Origin of the sequence: Dapis purpurea BLCC-M126, assembly GCF_050015975.1 — a bacterium.
Classification (GTDB): domain Bacteria; phylum Cyanobacteriota; class Cyanobacteriia; order Cyanobacteriales; family Microcoleaceae; genus Trichodesmium.
Genome location: NZ_JBNHER010000209.1, coordinates 1 through 20,691, shown reverse-complemented (window position 1 = coordinate 20,691; position 20,691 = coordinate 1). Strand labels below are relative to the sequence as shown.

Genomic DNA, 20,691 nt, shown 5'->3' with positions numbered 1-20,691 from the left:
GAATTTATAAATCATTTATTCTTTAGCATAAAATACTTGATGATGAATGTATTTTCTAACCATTCATAACTTTAAAGATTATCGATTAATATTGACCATGCTAAAATTTTTTACAACCAATGTTCCAATTACTATATATAGCAATCAGGAATGATTTATGAGATATTTAAGAACAATCAAGTAAATCAAAACCCTTTTATATTCTGACTACTAACTCCTAATTACAACTAAAATCTCACAACTCACATAAGATTCCTATCATACCAAATCCGGTTATGAAAATGTCCTCTTTTCATTAATTGATAATGGATAATGAACTCTTGCCTTACCCCAGTAATAAAGCTTATTTCTAAACTGGATTTAGTATAACCTAAGTTCGAGCAATCACAGTAATATAGAATAATATTGCTCCCTAAACTTTAGGAGTTTAATATTACCAAGCTAAACCCCATATAGGAGATAACAATGATACATAATATTCAAGATATTGAAGATATTAATTCTGTCTATTCTGAAAAGTTAGTAGGGGTAGGTATTACAAATATTGAAGAGCTATTAGAAAAATGTTCGTCTCTGGCAGGAATAGAAAAATTAGAAAAAACTACTGGTATAGAAAAAGACCTGATTATTAAGTGGGTTAATCTTGCTGGTTTATTACAAATTAAAGGTATAAAGAGAGAATATTTTTCTCTATTATCAGCCCTGGGAATAAATACAATTTCAGAATTAAAAGATCGGTTTCCTGAAACACTTCATTCCCAGATGATGAAAGTTAATCATCAACAAAAATTAGTGCAAAGTTTACCTAGTCTAAGTATGGTGAGAAGTTGGGTTGCTCAATCAATAAATATTCAAAGAAAAACTGCCCATAACAATATCCCAACGACTAAGTTACCTCAAAAAAAATGGTCTTTAGATTGGTCAGATTAGGAAAAATTTAGACATAATAAAACAAACTTACATTATACTATCTTTCAATTGAGTTTGATGTAAAAAATTACCATTGCATAATAAGGAAAGATAAAAATTTTTGCCAAAAATTATACCAAATTCAAATAATATAGTTACACTAAATATCCAACCAAAACTGTTAGTAAATTTGCTCCCAACTTCGGGAGTACAAATCAAATTAAACCTTAGTCAAAAACTATTTATTATGGTTATTAGACTATTTTAAGTCAAAAACAGAATATTTTTACTGAGAGTAAAAATAAATACTAAAATTATTACCTCCTGAATTATGACTCCTGACTCCTGACTCCTCAAAACAAGCACACTGTAGCAATATTTTATGAAATTGGTATTAGCTTATGGCATTAGAAAAACTACTCTACTTATATGTTGATATCTATCATTATTTACCTAATGTAGTTTCACGAAGAAATGTCAGGCTTTTCAAACACTAAAAAATGCTGTTGTGGTAAAAAATCTCTAGTATCTTGCCAAACCAAACCTACAGCTTTCATTTCTTTTTTCACCTGCTTTTGACTCATCTTATGTAAACCCTTAATCATAATCATTGGATTTTCGCTCCGATATTCCAATAAAACTACTCGCCCACCAGGTTTCAATGCTTCGACTATTCCTAACATCATTTCTCGTGGATATTCAAATTCGTGATAAGTATCAACTAACAAAGCAATATCAACACTAGATGGCAGTAGATTTGGATTATCTACATCACCTAAAATTGTCTTAACATTAGTAATATTTTCCTGATGATTAACAAAATTAATTAAGTCTAACATTTCTGGCTGTATATCTACTGCTAGTACCTTTCCCTCTAGAACTAAAGGACTAATTCTAAAAGTAAAATAGCCAGTACCAGCACCAATATCTGCCACAACATCTGTAGATTTTAATTCAAGATTATTAATAGCATTTTCAGGTTTTTCTTGATTGCTTCTACTAGGTCTTTCTAGCCATCCAGCACCTTTATGCCCCATTACTTTAGCAATTTCTCGACCCATATAAAATTTTCCAATACCTTCAGGATTATGGATAGTTCTATATTGATAAATTGTATCTGAATTTGCAACTATATCAGTGTTAATCGTGCAAGAATTTAGGGTAAAAATTAGCATGAATAAAGATAAAATTATTCCTGCATTTTGTAGAGATTTTAGAAGATTTCTACTCATAGTAAGTACATGGTAATTCCAGTTATCAGTATAGTAATTCCCAAAACCCTGAGATACCTGCATTCGTTTGTTTTGGGGAGTAGGGAGTATAGTATTTTTTAGTAAGCGTGAGGTACACTGCTGAAGCTCACCCCTAACCCACCTTTTTCAAGGGGGGCATTTTCATTATCGGGGATCACAAAAAAAAATCAAAGGACTCTTTTTGTTGTTCAACAATTGAGAATTGAGAATTACCTCTCCTTGAAAAGAAGAGGATTGACGAACAGGAAAATTGTTATTTATTATCCCCTTAAAAGGAGAGGCTTTAAACCACAATATTTCGGTAAAATAAAAATAATTCTTTGATTTTTACTGTAAATATATTATAATTAATAGTCTAGTTGAAAAGTTAAAAAAAGTCAAATATTTTCGCAAAAATTGGGGTAAAATACATGAAATTTAGGTAGTATTAAGTATAATATTCTTAAGTATTTTAACAAAATATAATAGTTATAAACAGATATAAATATTTAGTAAAATAAATCAAAATAAACCAATAAATATTTGAGAAATACCCTTAAAAAAGTCACCTTGATATAGTAAGATCGGAAGAGTAATGATGGGAGTAAAAGAGTAAGAGATAGAATTTATTTTCGATGAAATAATATTGGCTAATTATTCAGCTAATGAAAAATATTAGATTTGATGGGAAAAGTAAAAAAAACTTTAACTAATTGTGAACAGAATGGATAAAATATGTTAATAATAGTATCAGGATTTAGTCAGGAAATAAAACTAATTATTAAATCAAAAATATTTGAGAGAAAAAAAATTAGAAATCAAGCAAGTGCAAGAGCTGATAAGAGATGGTGGTTTACAGAATAAAATATTTACCATAGATGCACTTCACTGTAATCAACAAATAACTCAGACAATAATTGACAGTAAAAATGATTATTTAATTATGCTAAAAGCTAATAAAATCAAGTTATTTAAGCACTTAAAAGATTTGCTAAAAGTAGAAAAGCTAATTAGTATATATCAAGAAATAGCTCAAAGTCATGGACGCCAAATTAGTATAATAATTACTGTATTTGAAGGAAAAAAAATTAAACATAAAAATCATCTTGGTATTCAAAGCTTTATTAAGATAGATAGAAAAGGAAGAAAAGGCAATAAAGAGTCTGAAGAAACTTTGTCTTATATTAGTAGTAAACTATTACAATCAGAAAGATTGGCGGAAAAAATTATAGGACATTGGTTCATATAAAACCAAGTATATTAGGTTAAAGATGTTATTTTAAATTAAGATAAATCAAAAGTAAAATAGCTACAAGTAGCGCTAAATATTTCACTTTTATACACAATAATTATGAATATTTATCGAAATTTGTATTTTAGATAAATCTAAAAAAAGAATATATTAGTTAGGAAATAATTGGGATAAAATTTGAGTTATCTCTACTTAAATAGACAATAAAAATATATTTTTAGTAAAAATAAATAGGAGAAAAAATGATAATAAAACGATAAACTATTCTTTTAAAAGCAGCATCCTAAGTTTGTATAGTCAAAAAATAGAGAAAGTTATTTTTCCAGAAAAATTAAAATTAATTAAATTAAAATTGATCAATATTAAGGAAAAAAATACCATTTTTTTTTCGTTAATTGACTACTAATTTTGAAGAATGAAAAGGCGCTGCTTTTTCAAGGGGGAACCAGAAGCCCCCTTCTTAACGAGGATTTAATTGATTTTAAGAAACCTAAAAAATGGTTATACTGGCAAATAAATCATAAAAAAATATTTGAGAGTTAGTATATTTGTAGTAGTTAGTATATATTTTATATATGTTGGCTAATATGAGTTAAATCAATAGACAAAAATTAGTTAATTAGGCAATACAATTATGCGTAAAGAATATAATAAATTAGTCCGCGATCGCATCCCAGAAATTATCCGTAAAAGTGGTCTAGAATGTCAAGCTGTGACTCTCTCAGAAATAGAATATCGGCAAGCATTACGACAGAAAATCATTGAAGAAGCCCAAGAGGTAGCTACAGCAAATAACACTGATTTGGTCATAGAAATAGCAGACTTGTTAGAAGTAGTAGATGCTTTACTCAAAAGTTACGGTATTTCTCATAATCAAGTGGGATTAGAACAAGATAAAAAGCGGGCAAGTAAAGGAGATTTTGAAAATCAAACTATGTTGTTATGGATAGAAGAAAATAATACTAAATAGGAAATATTAAAAATATAGTCTGGCAGAAACATAGTAACTAATATACCTAGAAAAAAAGTTTTAGTTTATTGTCCTGTTGTTTGTGTAGGTGATTTTTAACAATTAACAATTTTTACCTTGGCGACAGCCGTTTATATATAATGAAAAACAGAAACAAATTAATAATTACAGTCTGAATATCAGAATTATCCATTGCCTGTATCCTTTTTTTCAGAATATTTTGCTTACCAATTTCATCCTTGGCATTTAAGCTTTTATTTTGTCAAATATATTTTCTTTATACTCAAAATATGACTGCTATATTTGGGTATAAACATTTATTTTTTTAGTTATGAACAGAATTAGAATTGCTAAAGATAAAGCAGATTTAGTCACAGCTTTAACCGAATCAGAAGGAAAAACAGGTCCCTTTAAAACCTATGCAGATGTAATAGTATTTGCTGCATCTTTAGGTATTAAGAAAAAAAAACGAGTTCCACTGACAGAAATTTCTCCAAGAGAACCAGGTCCAATTAATATTGAGGTGTTTTGGTCTAGGGGATATGACAGTATTATTAAATTAATCGCGATCGCCGACACAAGAGATACAAAAATTCTCTGCCAAACCAATGAAGAAATAGAAGAAAATCGGATTAAAATATTTGAAGAATATGCCAATGGAGGATTGGAAATATTACGAGATGAACTGCGGGGTGCGGTCAATTATTCAGAACGGCTTTTATTAGTTTTAATTTCCGAAAGATATCAAAAATCTCAGCCAGAAACAGAATTTGATTTAACTAAATTTTTGGGATAAAAGACTTTAGGTTGTCAAAAGGAATAAAAATTATAAGTAAGCATTCAGCATTCAGCCGTCAGCTATCAGCTATAAATTATTCACTCATAATCTTGAAAAGATAAATTAGTCCCCAAGGAGAATTAAAAGTTATCAAGAACAACAAAAAGGTCATCAGCTAACCTTAGTAAGTTATTACATTCATGCATCTTAATGCGGAATATTAGTAGCTGAATGCTTACAATCATAAAGTAATTTCCTACTTAATCAAGTAGATAATACGGAATTAGGGTTATAGAGAATAAGCAAAAATTTTTTTTTAATTTTAAATTTTTAAGATTCACTTTTGACTTCTGAAGGGCAATTAATAAATTCTCACGCCTCTCAAATTTAGCCACAGCAAAAATTTAACTTCTTTCTTCCTTCTTCCTTCTTCCTTCTTCCTTCCAACTTCTTCCTTCTTCTGTTCTGACTTCTAACTTCTGACTTCTCAATTGAGCTATAGGTGCGCCCATACAGGTATGATGACGATATTGAGAATCAAAAAGGGAACGCAAATTAAAAAATTATGCGAATTTTATTTGTGGCTGCTGAAGTAACTCCTTTAGCGAAAGTTGGTGGGATGGCAGATGTGGTCGGCGCCTTACCCAAAGTGCTACGAGCAATGGGTCACGATGTCCGTATATTCATGCCTTATTATGGCTTCTTAGGCGACAAGATGGAAGTTCCTGAAGAACCCATCTGGGAAGGAACTGCCATGTATCAAAACTTCAAGATTTATGAGACGCTACTACCAAAAAGTGACGTCCCATTGTACCTATTCGGTCATCCTACTTTTTGGCCACGTCGTATCTACTTTGGAGATGATGAGGACTGGAGGTTCACTCTATTTGCCAATGGGGCGGCTGAGTTTTGCTGGAATGGCTGGAAACCAGACATCATTCATTGCAACGACTGGCACACTGGTATGATTCCAGTTTGGATGCACGAAACTCCAGATATTAAAACTGTATTTACTATTCATAACTTAGCTTATCAAGGACCTTGGCGCTGGTACTTGGAAAGAATTACTTGGTGTCCCTGGTACATGGAAGGGCATAATACAATGGCAGCAGCAGTTCAGTTTGCTGATCGGGTAACTACTGTTTCTCCTACTTATGCTAGTCAGATCCAAACACCTGCCTACGGTGAACGCCTAGATGGTTTAATGTCTTTTGTTAGTGGGAGACTACAGGGCATCCTCAATGGTATCGATATGAACTTTTATAATCCAGCTAATGACAGATATATTGCTCAAACTTATAATGTCGATACCTTGGAAAAACGGGTTGCCAATAAAGTTGCTCTTCAAGAAGAGGTAGGTTTTGAAGTTAACAAAAACACCTTCTTAGTAGGAATGGTTTCCCGACTAGTGGAGCAAAAAGGACTTGATTTAATGCTGCAAGTCTTGGATCGGTTTATGGCTTATACTGATAGTCAGTTTATTTTGTTGGGCACTGGCGATCGCTTCTACGAAACCCAAATGTGGCAGATAGCGACCCGTTACCCTGGTCGCATGAGCGTCCAACTTTTACACAATGATGCCCTGTCCCGACGAATATATGCAGGTACTGATGCTTTCTTAATGCCCAGTCGTTTTGAACCTTGTGGTATTAGTCAGTTATTGGCAATGCGTTATGGTAGTGTACCTATTGTGCGTCGTACAGGTGGTTTAGTTGATACTGTCTCTTTCTATGACCCTATTAATAATGCTGGTACTGGGTATTGTTTTGATCGGTATGAACCACTAGACTTACTTACTGCAATGGTTCGAGCGTGTGAAGCTTTCCGGTTCAAAGATAAATGGTACGAGTTGCAAAAACGTGGTATGACAGAGAACTTTAGCTGGGATAAATCAGCTCATGAGTATATCAAAATGTATAAATCAATACTCGGATTACCTGAAGAAGACACTGCAGTAGAGAAAGAGCCTGAATTAGCACAATAATAACTAATCTGAAAAAGGAATTGAGGTAAAATCCCCTAATTCCTTTTTCTTTTTATACTAATTATAAATTATAGTTTGCTGATTAAATCTCAAATTTAAGTAAACAAATCTAGTGGTAAATGACCATAAGTTCCATTAATTCCTGTCTCTTCAGCAGATTGACAAGAGACTAATACGCCCCGATATTTTCCAGTATAGGATTCCATAATATATGACTCTTTCATACCATTAAATTTCAGATAAACAGACCCTTCAACCGAGTTAAAATTAGACTCATTAATCAGAGTGGTATTATATCCTAAAGCTTCTAAATAGTTTCCTAAGGTAGATAAAGCTTCAGTAGTTGAATTGGCACAAATTCCTAACATTTGATAATCAGACAAATTTGCCAATAACAAGATTGCAGCACGGGCTATAGCTTTTTCTTCTTGTGATTCCACTGATTTCATATCTTGACAAGTAAATTCATGGAGAATTTTTTCAGCTTGAGCAACAGTGAGATTATGAATATTTTGAGTAGACATCAGTACCTGTAGAAAATTAATTTAATTTATTCTGGAGGTAGGGAAAAGTTGAACAGATAACAGGAAAGAGAAAATAAGAAAAACAAGTGTATTTTACTAACTTGATAAATCTTATATAACATCATGTCCGGTTAAACAATCATCAATCATTAGGAAGCAGTCAGGAGTCAGGAGCAGGAAAAAGAGAAATAAAAAAAGAGTAAAGATGAGAGAGTTTTTTTACTGAGCTATTAAGCCAAAATTATATAAGTCTTACAACAGTTTTTAAGTTGATGAGGTACAAAATTCTGGGACAGTAGGTAGTAAAGAATCAGGAAAAGATATTAATATTAAAACTTTACCTCACTATCCTAAAAAGTTCTGTAATTACAAACAAACTAACTGCTGATAGCTGAGTAATAATCACTATGATAATTATATCAAGTTTAGATAATTAGATAATTAGTTAATCAGTAGGTAGGTCTAATTAAATGTTAAAAAATTTGTAGGGGCGTGTTTAGGCGAAAGCCTTGAAAAATTAGTGATGTAGTCCTAAAAACACACCCCGTCCTACTTAGACAAAAAAGATTAGTCCTGACTTCTGACTTGCGCGTAGCCCTATCCCACCGAGAATAAATACAACCAGATGTATTTCAATTTCTGCCCTACTCTCCTAAATAATAAGTGTCAAACTGAAAATAATATTACCCCTCAGAGATTGTTTATCATTGCTGAGGGGTAAAAGGTTTTATTGGAAAAATTAAAGTGGATTGTTACGAAACCATTAAATCAGTTATTCTAGATACCTGCATAAAATAGTTAAACTGTCAATTGTTGTCGCCTAAGTAAGTTATCTAAGAATGAATTTTGGTAGCCCCACTTTACAGCATAAGATTCTTCTTCTGAGTCTGGAACTTGATTAACAGACACCAATATCGAGTCAGTCGAACGTACTACCATTTCTCCATTCACCAAAGCTTTTCGCCATTGTCTTCCTGTCTTCCAGGCCGAATATTTTACCCCACTCCAACGAGGATTAACTGGATATCCTGCAAACCCAGAACGCAGTGCAGGAATATAAGTACTTTTGAGTTGAGTATGGACTAAGATTCCTTCTGTTAGTTTAACAACCTTGAGGTTGTGATTTTGTTGCTTAAACATGGGACTCACCTCCTACTTTACATCTGCTTAACTATTCTTAACCTATCATAATACAGATATTACACAAATCTATATCTTATATAGTTAAATTCCAGCTAATATTAAACCAATTCAGCAAAGTAATCTAATCTTTTCAGTTATCAGTTATCACTACCTCTAGCTGAGAGCTATTTGCTTGAAGGAAGTAGTAAAGTTGATTTTTTTCATCCCCTTAAAAGGGGTAGAGAGACTTGAGACCTTATTTTTTAGTCAAATTATAGCTTTAAGTAGAAACTTATCATCACTAAAAATCAACGGCACAAAATCATTAGACTAAAAATTATCTAATTTTTTAGATTCGTCAGGAAAAAATAGTGATATTATCGTCTCTACCTGTCCATAATTTATAGGTTTTGGATTGAATATAGGAAGAGATATGATTAATCAAAAATGGATTGAAAATTTGATTTGGGTACCCAGTACAAAGGCGACTCAAAGGCTCTTCTCTATTATAGAGAAGTTAAAACTAATTATTCTACCATTGTACAAAGATTTTTTTTTGATTAAGTTTCTAGATCGGTGGGTAGGTAAATTTGTATACCTTTCATTAATATTTATCATAACTTTAGGTTTGACTGCTGCAACTGTCAAATATCCTACTGTGAAAATTCCAATTTTTGGTTTCCATGACATTATTGATTTACAGAATAAAGCTGATTTACCTCCATACCGCCGTTTGTCTGATATGGATTATACTAAACAAGATTTAGAGAAGTTTATAGACTATTTAGTACAGAAAAATTACTGGTTTTTATCCTCTCAGGATTTGTTTATCTATTTTATTAATAAATCTCAACCCATACCGACTGAACATATAGGTCAAAAACCTGTAATGTTGACTTTTGATGATGGCTATAAGGGTGTGCATAAAAATGGAATCTCAATATTGGAACGGATGGAGGAAAAATATGGTGAAAAGGTAAAGTTTGTTCTGTTTGTTAATCCTAAAAGTTTGGGATTTGATAATGGGAAAGATTTACCACATCTGAGTTGTCAAGATTTAAGAGAAGGATATCAAAAAGATTTTTATGATATTCAGTCTCACGGATTTACTCATAAAAAATTGACTAAACTTAGCTCAAAAGAATTAGATGTAGAACTGTATTTTGCTAAGTTGGCATTGAGGAAATGTACTGATGATTTAGATAGGAATAAAATTGTCGCTGCTCATATTGCTTATCCCTTCGGTGCAATCAATAAAAAAGTCGAGAGAAAGTTACCTAAATATCATTTGACTGGGTTTATTTATGATGATAATTTCCTGAGAGTGAATTATCTGAAAAATCAGTTCCGCATTTCTCGAATTACTGTTGGTAGTCACACATCTCCTTATAAATTAATTAGGTTAGCGAGTCAAGCTTCTACCCTAAAGAAAATTAGTAAATCGAAAAAGATTTAGGGTTGTTATTTTGTAAGCATTCAGCTATTAGCAGTCAGCTTTCAGCTTTTTACACCGAATTTTATTTGAGGTTGCACAGAATTATGAAATTAAACCCTCTTAAGAAACTCAACTTCCTGATTTATTCTCAGCTTTATCTTTATCTTTATTTCTTGCATCCTTAGTATATCTTTCAATAAGAGTATTGAATACACTATCAGCAAAGCGATCGCTAAAGCCTACTAGAAAAGATAAAATAAGGATTACTTATGTGGTTATTTTATCTGATGTTAATAGGGATAAACCAGAAACAAGAATTAGATAAAAAGCAGAACCAAGTACAATTCCCTGTACTAATCGAGTAATAGTCCATTTAAGAACATTACCAAATTCATAAATGGGTTGACGGTTGAAGCGATACATCATTGCTGCAAAGCTACCTATAAAACTCCGTAAAACAACAGGCCAAGGAATATTTAATAATGGAAGTTTTAGGTCATCTAGAGGTTTTTCTCCAACTGTTACTAAAGGTCCATAAAGAAAGCCTCCAATAATCATTAAAGAAATAATAAACATAATGGTTATAGTAACTACTCGTTTAGTTACTGTAGCCTTTTCTAGATCTGAGCGTACTAATTGTTCAACTAAATCACGCCTTTTTGTCAATGTCTATTAATCTATTGATATTGAACGAGGTTGACGAATTTTATCTAACTCATCCATACTTTCTTTCACTGTTAAAAATTGAGTAGTTTTTCCTTTTATTTGTTCTATTTGAGTTAGGATACGTTCTGTGTATTCTTGGAAGTCTATTCCATATTCAACAGAAACATTTCCAGAAATTATATTTGAACTAATATAGGCTTGCTGACTAATATTTTTATTTCCTGAAAGAATACCTCTATCTTGACCTAAGTAATCACCTCTATCAACATTTATTTTTATTTCCTTTTTGACATCATCTATGTCTTTCTGTAGGTACTCTATTTTATTAGCTAGTCTCTTTACTTGTATTAAATACTCTTGAATATCCGGTGAAGAATTAGATTGAAGTTCTTTTTCAAATATCTTTTGACTTTCCTCAGCTTCTCTGGCAAAATCAGGGTTTGTTTTAATTTTTTCTTCTAAAGTATCAGCAATTATCTCTAAAGTTTGATTGGATGGCTCTTCATTATTACTTACTTCTAACTGATTCAATACTGACCGAGTTCTGGTGTCTTCCTCAAGTTCTTTTTTCATTTTTTGCCATAAAGAACTTGCTTTTTGTAATGTTATTTTACCCGATTCTGAACCGGCTTTTTCAAGATATTTACTAACTATAAATGACGTTAATAAAGCTGCAATACTACTAACGGAATCCAGAACTTAAGTAGCTGAGTTTATGATTTGTTTCAAAATAATAATTTATCCCACAAAATCAGTACATTCTCAATTTTTATAATCTGGAAAAAAACGACTAATAGAACAACAAAAATTTGGTAACAAAGGAGAAGTGATTTCATCTCCATCTAACAGAGTCGCCACTAGAATTAATCTGGCATTTTCTCGCCGATAAACTTCTACTTCTTTAGTCAAACGATTAACTATCCAATACTCTTGTACTCCCTCCACCGAATATAATTTTAATTTTGCTTCCTTGTCTCGACGCTCATTATTTTTGCCAGGAGATAATACCTCTATTACTAACTCAGGTTAATCTGTAAGATGACCTGCTTCATCTTCAATTTGAGATAGTTTTTCTTTGCTCACCTAAACCACATCTGGGCAAACATTATCTGACTCAGAAAAAATAATACCAGGAGCAATAATAGTTTCACCTAAATTATTAGATTTTAACGAAATATTAAGTTGCTGAAAAATATTCCCAGAAATTTTTTGGTGTCGGTGGTGAGGTGCTTTGGTCACGAATAATTCTCCATCAATAATTTCATATATATTTAATTCATTTTGAGGTAATACATCTAAATCGTAAATATTCCAACGTATTTTTTCTACTGTTTGATTCATATAATTTGGAATTTGCTCTAATTTAACTATGTTCAAGATTGAGTGCTTATGCAAAATTAATTACATATTCTGTGCCTAAATTATCAAGCACTTTTTTGAGATATTGAAGTAAGCTATTCCAGTTTTCGGGTATCCCCTTATTACTTATTGGGACTTAAACATTTGGAAAGCCAAAAAATAAGCTCAAATTTAGATGAGCAGAGATTTTTACTACTTCCTTTTTCCTTTAATTTTTGACTTTTTTTTCTGAGTTTTTGATTTTTTCTTTTGATTTTTTGCTCGCTGCTGAACTACTTCCGGTGGCGGACCATAGTCTCCATCACTAAAGTATACTCGCTCCACTATATTTCCCGACTCTACTTCAATCCACAGACGAGCACCTCCAGCTTGACTATTATTAGGTTGATGAGGTTGATAAACGATTTGGCAAGGTCCATGAATTTTCAGGGCGTGGCAATAATCCTTTTTATCTCCTACCTTCACAGCAACTGCTGGATGAGAAGTTCCATTATCTCGGTTGTAATCTATAGTCTTTCGTAAAACATGAACAAAAGTATTGGCTGTACGCCTATTTTTATTCCAAGAGCCTTCAGGACCACGGCGACCTGGTGTAATTTCTGGCATTCCTCGCTTGTTTAATGGAATCATCCAACGTCTCCCATCTTTGTAAGCGTCTCGAACACGGCCTTCATTAAGTAGTGTTCGTAATCTACCTGTGGAAATATTGAGTAGAAATGCTGCTTGCGTTGTAGTAGCTTTTTGTATAGTCATAACTATAACGTCTGAGTTTTTAGATTTTAGAATATTAACTTTGGTAGTATTAATATATAGTCTTTCTTTGCTTACCTAGGGTTTGCTGAAAAAGTCTTTTTGGTAGGGGTAGGAGTCAGGAATCAGGAGTTAGGAGTCAGGACAAATGGGAAATGAGTGAGGAGGCAGTCGGAAGAATTATCCCTTAATTTTTCTGCCATAGCCAGCCCAAAATTCTTACTTTTTGAGTTTTTTATCGCGAAAACCTTGCACTTTTTTTAACCTAAAAAGGCACTTACCTTTATCTGTCAACGCTTTTGTATTTAATCAGCAAGCCCTACCTAAACTACATCTGGGCAAACATTATCTGACTCAGAAAAAATAATGCTAGGACTAATAATACTTTCACCTAAATTATTAGATTCTGACCAAATATCAAGTTGCTGAAAATTTTCCCAGAAATTTATTAGTCTCGACAGTGGGGGGCTTTGGTTACGAGAATTCTCCATCAATAATTTCAGATATATTTAATTCATTTTGAGGTAGTACCTCTAAATCGTAAATATTTAAACATATTTTTTCTACTATTTAATTCATAATAATTAAGGGAAAAAATTATCTATTATTAATTATTAATTATCCCCTACTTCTCCGACGATATTTTTGTTTAATTTCTTTCACCCGCGCCACTAACTCCCCGCCTTTTTCCGGGTTTACCATCCCCACGAAATTAGCAAAACCCTCTATCGCAGCTATAACATCATCACTATTACCCCACCTCTTCCCTTGAGGTCCATCTTTTTCTATCTGATACAAAGTTGCCCGAAACTTCTTCAACTCTTTCCGAGAAATAGTTGGAAATTGATTCACCACAACACCAGTAACCTCAAGTTGACTAGACTTGCGCCGAATAATTCTTGTCTTTTCCTCATTCACGGTAAACCCTTCATGGCTGACAATAGACTCAGTACGTCGGAAAATATTACAAATGTGTCGGAGACTATCTCCCGAACCAGAAAAAGTTAAGTCATCAGCATAACGAGTATAGACAAAACCAAGTTCCCCTGCCATTTCACTCAGACGTTTATCCAAGCGACGACACATTATATTAGTAATTGCCGGACTAGCAGGAGAACCTTGAGGTAATTGGCGTTCGCTCTGAGCTACATAATAAGTTTGTCCATCTAACTCGACTTCTGCCATATCGGCTTCGGTACAGAGGAGGGCAAAAATAGTAGAAGCAGCTTCAGAATAACCGAATGAAAAAAATAACCCTTTGATCCGCTTGTAAGAAATAGAAGGGAAAAAATTTTTCAGGTCAAAATTGATAATTACATCTGCAGCGACATGAGGTTCCGCATTAGTCAGGATAGAATATCCGGCGCGAAAACCATGTGCTGCTTCATGGAGGGGAATATTACAGAGAATATTGTCAAGTATCCAAGTTTGAACATTTTTCAGACGTGGCATTGGAGCAGATATTTGTCTTTCTCCCCCTGTTTTTTTAGGAATTTTAAAACGGATGTAGTGGGAAACTGTAGAAGTAGGGCGGGAAAATGCCAGAAACCGAAGCTCTCCCACAGTAATATCCATAGCAGTAGCTATATCTTGGGCAGTATTAAGGATAGGGAGGTTGTTATTTTCGAGACGGGAAATATTCCCATCAATATTATTAAGTCCTCCAGATACTCCTTCCCCTAGATAAATAATTTCATTTTCTTTTTGTTCTTGCCAGGCTTCGGCGCGTTCTTGTCTTTCTAGCTCCCGACGTTTTTTAGTTTCTTGTTGTTTACGACGCGACTCAGCTAATCTTTGTTTGTAGACTTCTTGACGCAGTTTCTTTTGACTGAAAAGGCGGGCATTTTCTTGGCGAAGTTTTCGGAGTTGTTGTTCTAGTTCCCCACGACGCTCAATTTCATTGGTGGGGTCTTGTGGCATTTCTTCACCTTCGGGCCAAAACCCATAGCGAACCATTTCTTCTAGGATAAATTCTTCGCGGCCTATTTCGCGAATACGAGCATATAGTTCTTTGCGGGAGCGTGGGCGATCAGTCATGTTTAAGTCAAAAGTTAAAAATTATTTCTAGCCATTAGTATTTAGCTACCAGCTTTTTTTTTTACATCAAAATTTATTTACTATAAAGCCTCGGAGAGTAGAAAAAAAGCTATATGTATAATTTTGACATTTTTACTAGTTTAATACGCCCAGTTAAATATTTTATTTACTAAAATTATATTAGCCTTGTCTAAAGATGAACTAAAATTTATAAGTCGAAAAATTGAGAGACTAACAAGAATGAATCCTGGCAGTTTCCTAAATTACTTCTTTCTTACTGCTTATGAAAAATTCAGATATTAATAGGAATGAATGATAATGCTTGTTCAATTTTACTTCTTCGTTCTAGGTTATTTAATTTACCAATCTAAAAATTGATATATTAAAAATCATAAATGATAATACTTGCTGAACTAAACTTCTTCCTTATTAATTCTTCAAATTAATCCTACTTTTTTAAGAGCTTTTTCTGCTGCCCGTTTTTCAGCTTCTTGTTTACGATGTCCTTTACCAACACCATATAACTTTCCCCTAACTCTAACTTCAGCAGTAAATGTTTTAGCATGGTCTGGACCATCTCCATCATTAGATTCATACTTAGGATTTTCTCCAAATTTTGCTAATGCCCACTGTTGAAATTTACCTTTAGTATCTACTAAATCATGTGGTTGTGAATTCTCCTCAGAATCAGGAAAAATTATATCATCTGCAACAGGTTGAAAAAGTCTCTTTACAAAAGGTCTAACTTTCGTTAAGTTTGAATCAAGAAAATAAGCTCCAATTATGGCTTCAAAAGTATCACTAAGCAAAGCTGGATTTTCCCGACCACCATCTTTTTGTGCACCTCTACCCAAGCGCATTTTTTCACCAATTCCTAATTGAACCGCGAATTTTGCTAATTGTTTTTCATCTACTAAAAGTGAACGGAGACGAGTAAGTTCTTTAGGTTTTAAATCGTGTTCTTCTTTATATCTTCTATATAGAAATTCTCCTACTAAGAAACCTAGTACGGCATCGCCAAGAAATTCGAGACTTTCGTTGTCTTCTTCATCCCCAGAATTTTCGTTTAAATAGGAGCGGTGAGTTAAAGCTTGTTTGAGAAGTTCTTGATTTTTGAATTCCGGTATTTTATCTATCATCTGCCAATCTTAAATTTATTGATATTTATCTATATTAATCCTTCTTGTTTCAATTTAGCTAGTGCATTTTCAGCAGCACGTTTTTTTGCATCTTTTTTACTACCCCCTTCACCTTGACCATACTTTATATCAGCCACAAATACTTCAGACAAAAAAATAGGTTTATCGTCTGAACCACCAGATTGTTGAGTTTGATATTTTGGTATATATGCAGGTTTTCCTTTTTTCTGCACCCACTCTTGAAAATAATTTTTAGGATTAGAATTTTCTATTTTAAAATTATAGTTTTCTATTTTAATTTCCTGATTTTCCACCTCTACATCAATAGGATTTTCCAGATAATTAATAAATATTGGTGCTAGAAAATTACGAACTGCTTCAACACCAGAATCAATATAATAAGCTCCAATGACGGATGTAAAAATTTGACTAAGTAATAAATTATTTTCATATCCTTGTTTTGCCTCTTCTACCTTGCCAAGTAATATATATTTTCCGATGTTTAAATCTCTGGCATATCTCGCTAAATGTCTATCTTTTCTCAAAATCAAATGTAAGCTTTCTACTTGAGATTTACTTTTGTTTTGATAATGATGGTAAAGATACTCTGTACTTAAAAAATATAGCAATTTATGACCAATAAATTCTAGACGATCAGAATATTCATTTACTTCTTTTGCTTTGTTCAAATTTTCTTGGAGATATGTAGAATGAGTTAGAGCATCTTGTAAAAGAGAAGCATCTCGAAATGGTATTTTTTCTAGTATTGTTGCTAATCTCTCTCTAATACTTTTCTCTTTTTCTGGGAAAATATTCTGGCGAACTTCATAGCCGAATTGTTCTTGATAGAGAAGTCTAGAAACTACTTGTTTTTTCTTTGCTAATTCCTCTGCTTCTTGTGCATTAATAGCTTTAAGAAATTTACCAATTAAGTAAAGTGCTTCATAAGTATCATCTGTAGAAAATGAAGATTGATGAGTACAGTTATTACGGATTTCTATTAGTTCTTCTACTATGGCAATTTGGGCTTTACTTAACTTATTTTGGAATACTTGATCCCACTGTTTTATGATTAGCTTAAGTTGCAGAGAAACATCTTGAGGGAAAATTTTTGGGAAGTTACGTTTTCTTGCTGCTTGTTGGTCTTGCAAACTAGATTTAGCTTTTTGTAGCCAATTATCAGGATAAATTTCCTTCATTTCTTGTTCAATATAACGATATAAACCCTGAGCAAAAAGGTTCAAACATTTGTTAATTCTTTCTTGGTTATTATTAATAGTAATATCAAGTATATTCTTACATTTTTTCTAAAATTATATCAACTAAATTTTGAACTTTCTCCACTAACCTTGACTTAATATTGCTGAATAAATTGAAATTATAAACATCACAATCTCCTAAATTTTGTGGGAAACCCAGTTTGTTTCTTTCTGTAAAATTAGCAGACAAACTGGGTTTCTATCCCTAGACTTTATCTAAAAACATTTTCCCTTTTCTCAACCGGGGGGGATAAAGACTATTATCACAACTATTGTTCTACTGAAAAGAACCAAATCCTATATTTTCTGGAATCATAATCCCTTTGAAGTTGATTTACAAATTTCCCAAAATTAAAAGGTAAATACTAATTATGCTAGTTACATGATTTTGGTTTGTACTTCAAATAATTCTGGTAATTTTTGGTCTACAAAATAACATTCGTTAGCAAGATCAAGTAATTTTTGATTGGCATTCTTTGAGTTGGCAAAAATGAATACTTGTTTACCTTGATCTTTCCATTTACGAACAAGATTTTTAGAGTCTCCATCTCCACTAATTAAAATTAGAATGTCAGCAGATACAGTCGAAGAAAGTTCTCTTTCGCAGTCAGCTATTAACTTTTTATCGACACTCTGTTTTTCTGTTGTAGGAATGTCAATACAGTCAAAACCTAGTTTGTATAAACATTGTTCACAACTTTGATTTTCCTTTCGCCAATAGCTATATACTCTTTGGTTCAATAAACTACTATGCAAGTTGGCAAAAGTTTGACAATATTGAGCAAAATAAGGATTGAAACAATTAATACGAACGTTTTGATAATCCCAATATAATGAGATAGAGAGAGGTTGATTTTTCATTTTTTTTGTTCTGATTAATTGACACAACAGCATCAGAACATCAGATATCTTTCACCAATAGTGCTAATAGTCTATGACTCAAAAAACTCCCATCTCTTGATAGAAACTCCCTCAAAAATAGGAGTCTATAGTGACAACTAATGTCACTCCTGACTCACTAATAATATTGGGATATTTTTCTAAAGAAAATTTCATCAAATCAGAATCACTCAAACTAGGTAAACACTATATTAAGTGGCACTACTAGATTGAGCTGATGTCTCATGGGTGGTAATATGTATCTCCACTTGTGTATCTGGGTCTGTAGCTACTGTTTAGTAAAGCTACATAATTGCTAATTATTTAGTCTTCTTAACTACTTACTTAGCAAATACATATCTTTGCTAAAGAGTAATTACAAACCCAGATATACAACTGGAGATATACATTACCACCTCTGAGACAGCAGCCCACAGAAGGCAATAGATACTAATATTCTATAATACCTTGATACGATAGCAAAAACATAAAACTTTTGTCAATGGTTCTCAGATTGATTTTTTTTGGACTAACTTCATCTTTGCCTAAAATTAACTGACTAATAATTTGACTCAGTAAGTGACAAGCGATCGCTCATCAACATCTAAATAATCAATAATCAAATTAACTAGCTATCGACACTCAAAAATCAGATACTTACTAATACTTAATCACTGAATACTGAAAACTTTTACCAAGATATTTTTGACAAAATTTTCAGAAAATCTCTCACAATTACATCCCTATTAACTGCCGTTAATATAGGTACATGAACAAAAATGCACTTACTTTTTAAGCAACCTTCATCAAGATACTTTAAAACCGAATAATATAAATCTTCACAGACAAACTTTCCAGCATCATTACTAATCTCACTTCCATCTAAACTAATCACTAACTTTGACAAATTAACAGAAGTTTTCATCACCCTTTCTCCACTATTTGCTTGAGATTCAATTGTCAGAATTTCCCGTTTTTCTGCCATCCCGCAACAAATAATTACATCAGGTCGAAATTCTTCTATTTGAGAAATCACAATTTCTGGAGCAACTGCTGAATCAACAGGTAACTTTCTGATAAAACTTAGAGAATAATCCGTTAATTCTTGAGCAGATATCAAACCTAGTAAATCATCAGAAGAATTAGATTTATGTTCGGGTTTCCAAATATCAAACGATGTGAGTAAAACTTTGGTTTTCATTCTTCAATCTCAGACAAAATAAAAAAAAATGTCAATCCTGGAAATAATGATAAATTATTGATTATAATATTAAAGTTACCGTAAGCATTAAGCTATTAGCTTTTGAATGTAATAACTTACAAAAGTTAGCCAATCGCCTTTTTCTTTATAACTCATAACTTTTAATTCTCCTTGGAGACTAATTACTCCTTCCAAAATAATGAGTTAATAAGCTGATACCTAATAACTGAATGCTGACAATCTAAGAAACACAAAACAAGGAAAATAAATTAATGCCAACCATTGCAGTCATAGATTACGATATGGGTAACTTGCACTCCGTTTGTAAAGGCTTAGAAAAAGCAGGAGCAACCCCAAAAATTACAGATTCGACCATAGAAATAGAAAAAGCTGATGCAGTTATCTTACCAGGAGTAGGGTCTTTTGATCCAGCAATGCAACATTTAAGAACACGCAACTTAGAAACACCTATTAAACAAATTATTGCTTCCGGTAAACCATTTTTAGGTATATGTTTAGGCTTACAAATATTATTTGAAAGTAGCGAAGAAGGTCAAGAAGCAGGTTTAGGAATACTTACTGGAAAAGTACGTCGGTTTAACTCTGAACCTAATCTGACAATTCCACAAATGGGTTGGAATCAATTACAATTTACTCAGCCAAAACATCTTTTATGGAGTGAAATAGGTTTTCAACCCTGGGTATATTTTGTTCATTCTTATTATGTTGACCCTACAGACTCTCAAGTTACAGCAGCAACGGTCACCCACGGTCATCAAACTGTTACTGCAGCAGTAGGAAAAGATAATTTAATGGCAGTGCAATTTCACCCAGAAAAATCTTCCACTATTGGGCTACAAATTTTGTCAAATTTTGTTAGTAAAGTGATTCCTGAAAATGTGGCTTTAGCTGGCTAAAGAACTATTAACTTATCAACTAACACCCATTTAGATTTTATGTTTTTTTGCTTTTTCTTTGTTTTATTTTGCAAGTCTCTCCTTCTTCTGTTGTAGTATTAAATTTACCGAATAATTATTAATTATTAATTATTAATTAAATAATTCAGGTTTAAAGCCTCCTCTTTCAAGAGGAAAAAGCGGTCGTTTGCGGAGCATTCCGAAGGATGGGATGGCGAGGTTTCCTCGCCATATCCAATCGACCAAGAGAAAAGAAATAATATTTCCTTATATTCAAT

At 32.6% G+C, this 20,691-nt stretch carries 19 protein-coding genes and 2 pseudogenes; 7 read left to right on the top strand and 14 right to left on the bottom strand.

The genetic code is table 11. The features are described 5' to 3' along the window. The first annotated feature begins 465 nt into the window (after positions 1 to 465). On the top strand, positions 466 to 930 hold the full coding sequence (locus ACP6PL_RS18305; RefSeq protein ID WP_426546704.1) for a DUF4332 domain-containing protein: 465 nt from the start codon (positions 466 to 468) through the stop codon (positions 928 to 930). Between the two features lie 443 nt (positions 931 to 1,373). On the opposite strand, the gene ACP6PL_RS18300 is transcribed toward ACP6PL_RS18305, so the two are convergent. Continuing rightward, on the bottom strand, positions 1,374 to 2,141 hold the full coding sequence (locus ACP6PL_RS18300; RefSeq protein ID WP_426546733.1) for a class I SAM-dependent methyltransferase: 768 nt from the start codon (positions 2,139 to 2,141) through the stop codon (positions 1,374 to 1,376). 793 nt (positions 2,142 to 2,934) lie between these two features. Between ACP6PL_RS18300 and ACP6PL_RS18295 the strand changes: the two are divergent. The 3 genes and pseudogenes from ACP6PL_RS18295 to ACP6PL_RS18285 all read left to right on the top strand — a co-directional run. Further along, positions 2,935 to 3,390: pseudogene (locus tag ACP6PL_RS18295) on the top strand (ISAs1 family transposase); the annotation flags it as partial. Positions 3,391 to 4,027: 637 nt separating this feature from the next. Continuing rightward, a complete protein-coding gene (locus tag ACP6PL_RS18290) occupies positions 4,028 to 4,363 on the top strand; it encodes a pyrophosphohydrolase domain-containing protein (protein WP_426546703.1) in 336 nt (111 codons plus the stop codon). 331 nt (positions 4,364 to 4,694) lie between these two features. Next, positions 4,695 to 5,159: a DNA phosphorothioation-associated protein 4 gene (locus ACP6PL_RS18285; RefSeq protein WP_426546702.1), complete on the top strand. Its 465-nt coding sequence runs from the start codon at positions 4,695 to 4,697 to the stop codon at positions 5,157 to 5,159. A 386-nt stretch (positions 5,160 to 5,545) separates the two neighbouring features. On the opposite strand, the gene ACP6PL_RS18280 is transcribed toward ACP6PL_RS18285, so the two are convergent. Then, positions 5,546 to 5,695 (bottom strand): hypothetical protein, encoded by a 150-nt coding sequence (locus ACP6PL_RS18280; protein ID WP_426546701.1) that lies wholly within the window; start codon positions 5,693 to 5,695, stop codon positions 5,546 to 5,548. Between the two features lie 11 nt (positions 5,696 to 5,706). On the opposite strand from ACP6PL_RS18280, the gene glgA reads away from it, so the two are divergent. Next, positions 5,707 to 7,125, top strand: coding sequence for a glycogen synthase GlgA (gene glgA, locus ACP6PL_RS18275; RefSeq protein ID WP_426546700.1), 1,419 nt, complete (start codon positions 5,707 to 5,709; stop codon positions 7,123 to 7,125). Between the two features lie 95 nt (positions 7,126 to 7,220). Here glgA and ACP6PL_RS18270 read toward each other — a convergent pair whose 3' ends face one another. Together ACP6PL_RS18270 and ACP6PL_RS18265 are read right to left on the bottom strand one after the other, a co-directional pair. Then, on the bottom strand, positions 7,221 to 7,649 hold the full coding sequence (locus tag ACP6PL_RS18270) for a DUF1824 family protein (RefSeq protein WP_426546699.1): 429 nt from the start codon (positions 7,647 to 7,649) through the stop codon (positions 7,221 to 7,223). Positions 7,650 to 8,447: 798 nt separating this feature from the next. Beyond that, a complete protein-coding gene (locus ACP6PL_RS18265) occupies positions 8,448 to 8,789 on the bottom strand; it encodes a hypothetical protein (protein ID WP_426546698.1) in 342 nt (113 codons plus the stop codon). Positions 8,790 to 9,204: 415 nt separating this feature from the next. Here ACP6PL_RS18265 and ACP6PL_RS18260 point away from each other — a divergent pair, with 415 nt between their 5' ends. Then, positions 9,205 to 10,227, top strand: a complete 1,023-nt coding sequence (locus ACP6PL_RS18260) for a polysaccharide deacetylase family protein (RefSeq protein WP_426546697.1) — start codon at positions 9,205 to 9,207, stop codon at positions 10,225 to 10,227. A gap of 246 nt (positions 10,228 to 10,473) precedes the next feature. Here the strand turns inward: ACP6PL_RS18260 and ACP6PL_RS18255 are convergent, their stop codons facing one another. The 10 genes and pseudogenes from ACP6PL_RS18255 to ACP6PL_RS18210 all read right to left on the bottom strand — a co-directional run bounded on the left by ACP6PL_RS18255 (position 10,474) and on the right by ACP6PL_RS18210 (position 19,496). Further along, complete coding sequence (locus tag ACP6PL_RS18255; protein WP_426546696.1) at positions 10,474 to 10,872, bottom strand: hypothetical protein; 399 nt, start codon at positions 10,870 to 10,872, stop codon at positions 10,474 to 10,476. Between the two features lie 6 nt (positions 10,873 to 10,878). Continuing rightward, positions 10,879 to 11,445, bottom strand: coding sequence for a hypothetical protein (locus ACP6PL_RS18250; protein WP_426546695.1), 567 nt, complete (start codon positions 11,443 to 11,445; stop codon positions 10,879 to 10,881). A 189-nt stretch (positions 11,446 to 11,634) separates the two neighbouring features. Further along, positions 11,635 to 12,213, bottom strand: a pseudogene (locus tag ACP6PL_RS18245) (Uma2 family endonuclease). Positions 12,214 to 12,423: 210 nt separating this feature from the next. Then, complete coding sequence (locus ACP6PL_RS18240) at positions 12,424 to 12,984, bottom strand: MerR family transcriptional regulator (RefSeq protein WP_426546694.1); 561 nt, start codon at positions 12,982 to 12,984, stop codon at positions 12,424 to 12,426. Between the two features lie 320 nt (positions 12,985 to 13,304). Further along, positions 13,305 to 13,472 carry a hypothetical protein gene (locus tag ACP6PL_RS18235; RefSeq protein ID WP_426546693.1) on the bottom strand — a complete coding sequence of 56 codons (168 nt, stop codon included), beginning with the start codon at positions 13,470 to 13,472 and terminating at the stop codon, positions 13,305 to 13,307. A 127-nt stretch (positions 13,473 to 13,599) separates the two neighbouring features. Further along, on the bottom strand, positions 13,600 to 15,018 hold the full coding sequence (locus ACP6PL_RS18230) for a reverse transcriptase domain-containing protein (protein ID WP_426546692.1): 1,419 nt from the start codon (positions 15,016 to 15,018) through the stop codon (positions 13,600 to 13,602). A gap of 437 nt (positions 15,019 to 15,455) precedes the next feature. After that, entirely contained in the window at positions 15,456 to 16,157 is a 702-nt protein-coding gene (gene rnc, locus ACP6PL_RS18225; protein ID WP_426546691.1) for a ribonuclease III, read from the bottom strand. A 29-nt stretch (positions 16,158 to 16,186) separates the two neighbouring features. After that, positions 16,187 to 17,401 carry a Swt1 family HEPN domain-containing protein gene (locus ACP6PL_RS18220; protein WP_426546690.1) on the bottom strand — a complete coding sequence of 405 codons (1,215 nt, stop codon included), beginning with the start codon at positions 17,399 to 17,401 and terminating at the stop codon, positions 16,187 to 16,189. Positions 17,402 to 17,794: 393 nt separating this feature from the next. Next, the gene (locus ACP6PL_RS18215; protein ID WP_426546689.1) at positions 17,795 to 18,277 is read right to left on the bottom strand and encodes an NYN domain-containing protein; all 483 of its coding nucleotides are present in this window, start codon (positions 18,275 to 18,277) and stop codon (positions 17,795 to 17,797) included. A gap of 709 nt (positions 18,278 to 18,986) precedes the next feature. Further along, the gene (locus ACP6PL_RS18210; RefSeq protein ID WP_426546688.1) at positions 18,987 to 19,496 is read right to left on the bottom strand and encodes a pyroglutamyl-peptidase I family protein; all 510 of its coding nucleotides are present in this window, start codon (positions 19,494 to 19,496) and stop codon (positions 18,987 to 18,989) included. A 272-nt stretch (positions 19,497 to 19,768) separates the two neighbouring features. Here ACP6PL_RS18210 and hisH point away from each other — a divergent pair, with 272 nt between their 5' ends. Continuing rightward, positions 19,769 to 20,413 (top strand): imidazole glycerol phosphate synthase subunit HisH, encoded by a 645-nt coding sequence (gene hisH, locus ACP6PL_RS18205; RefSeq protein WP_426546687.1) that lies wholly within the window; start codon positions 19,769 to 19,771, stop codon positions 20,411 to 20,413. The last annotated feature ends 278 nt before the right edge of the window (positions 20,414 to 20,691 follow it).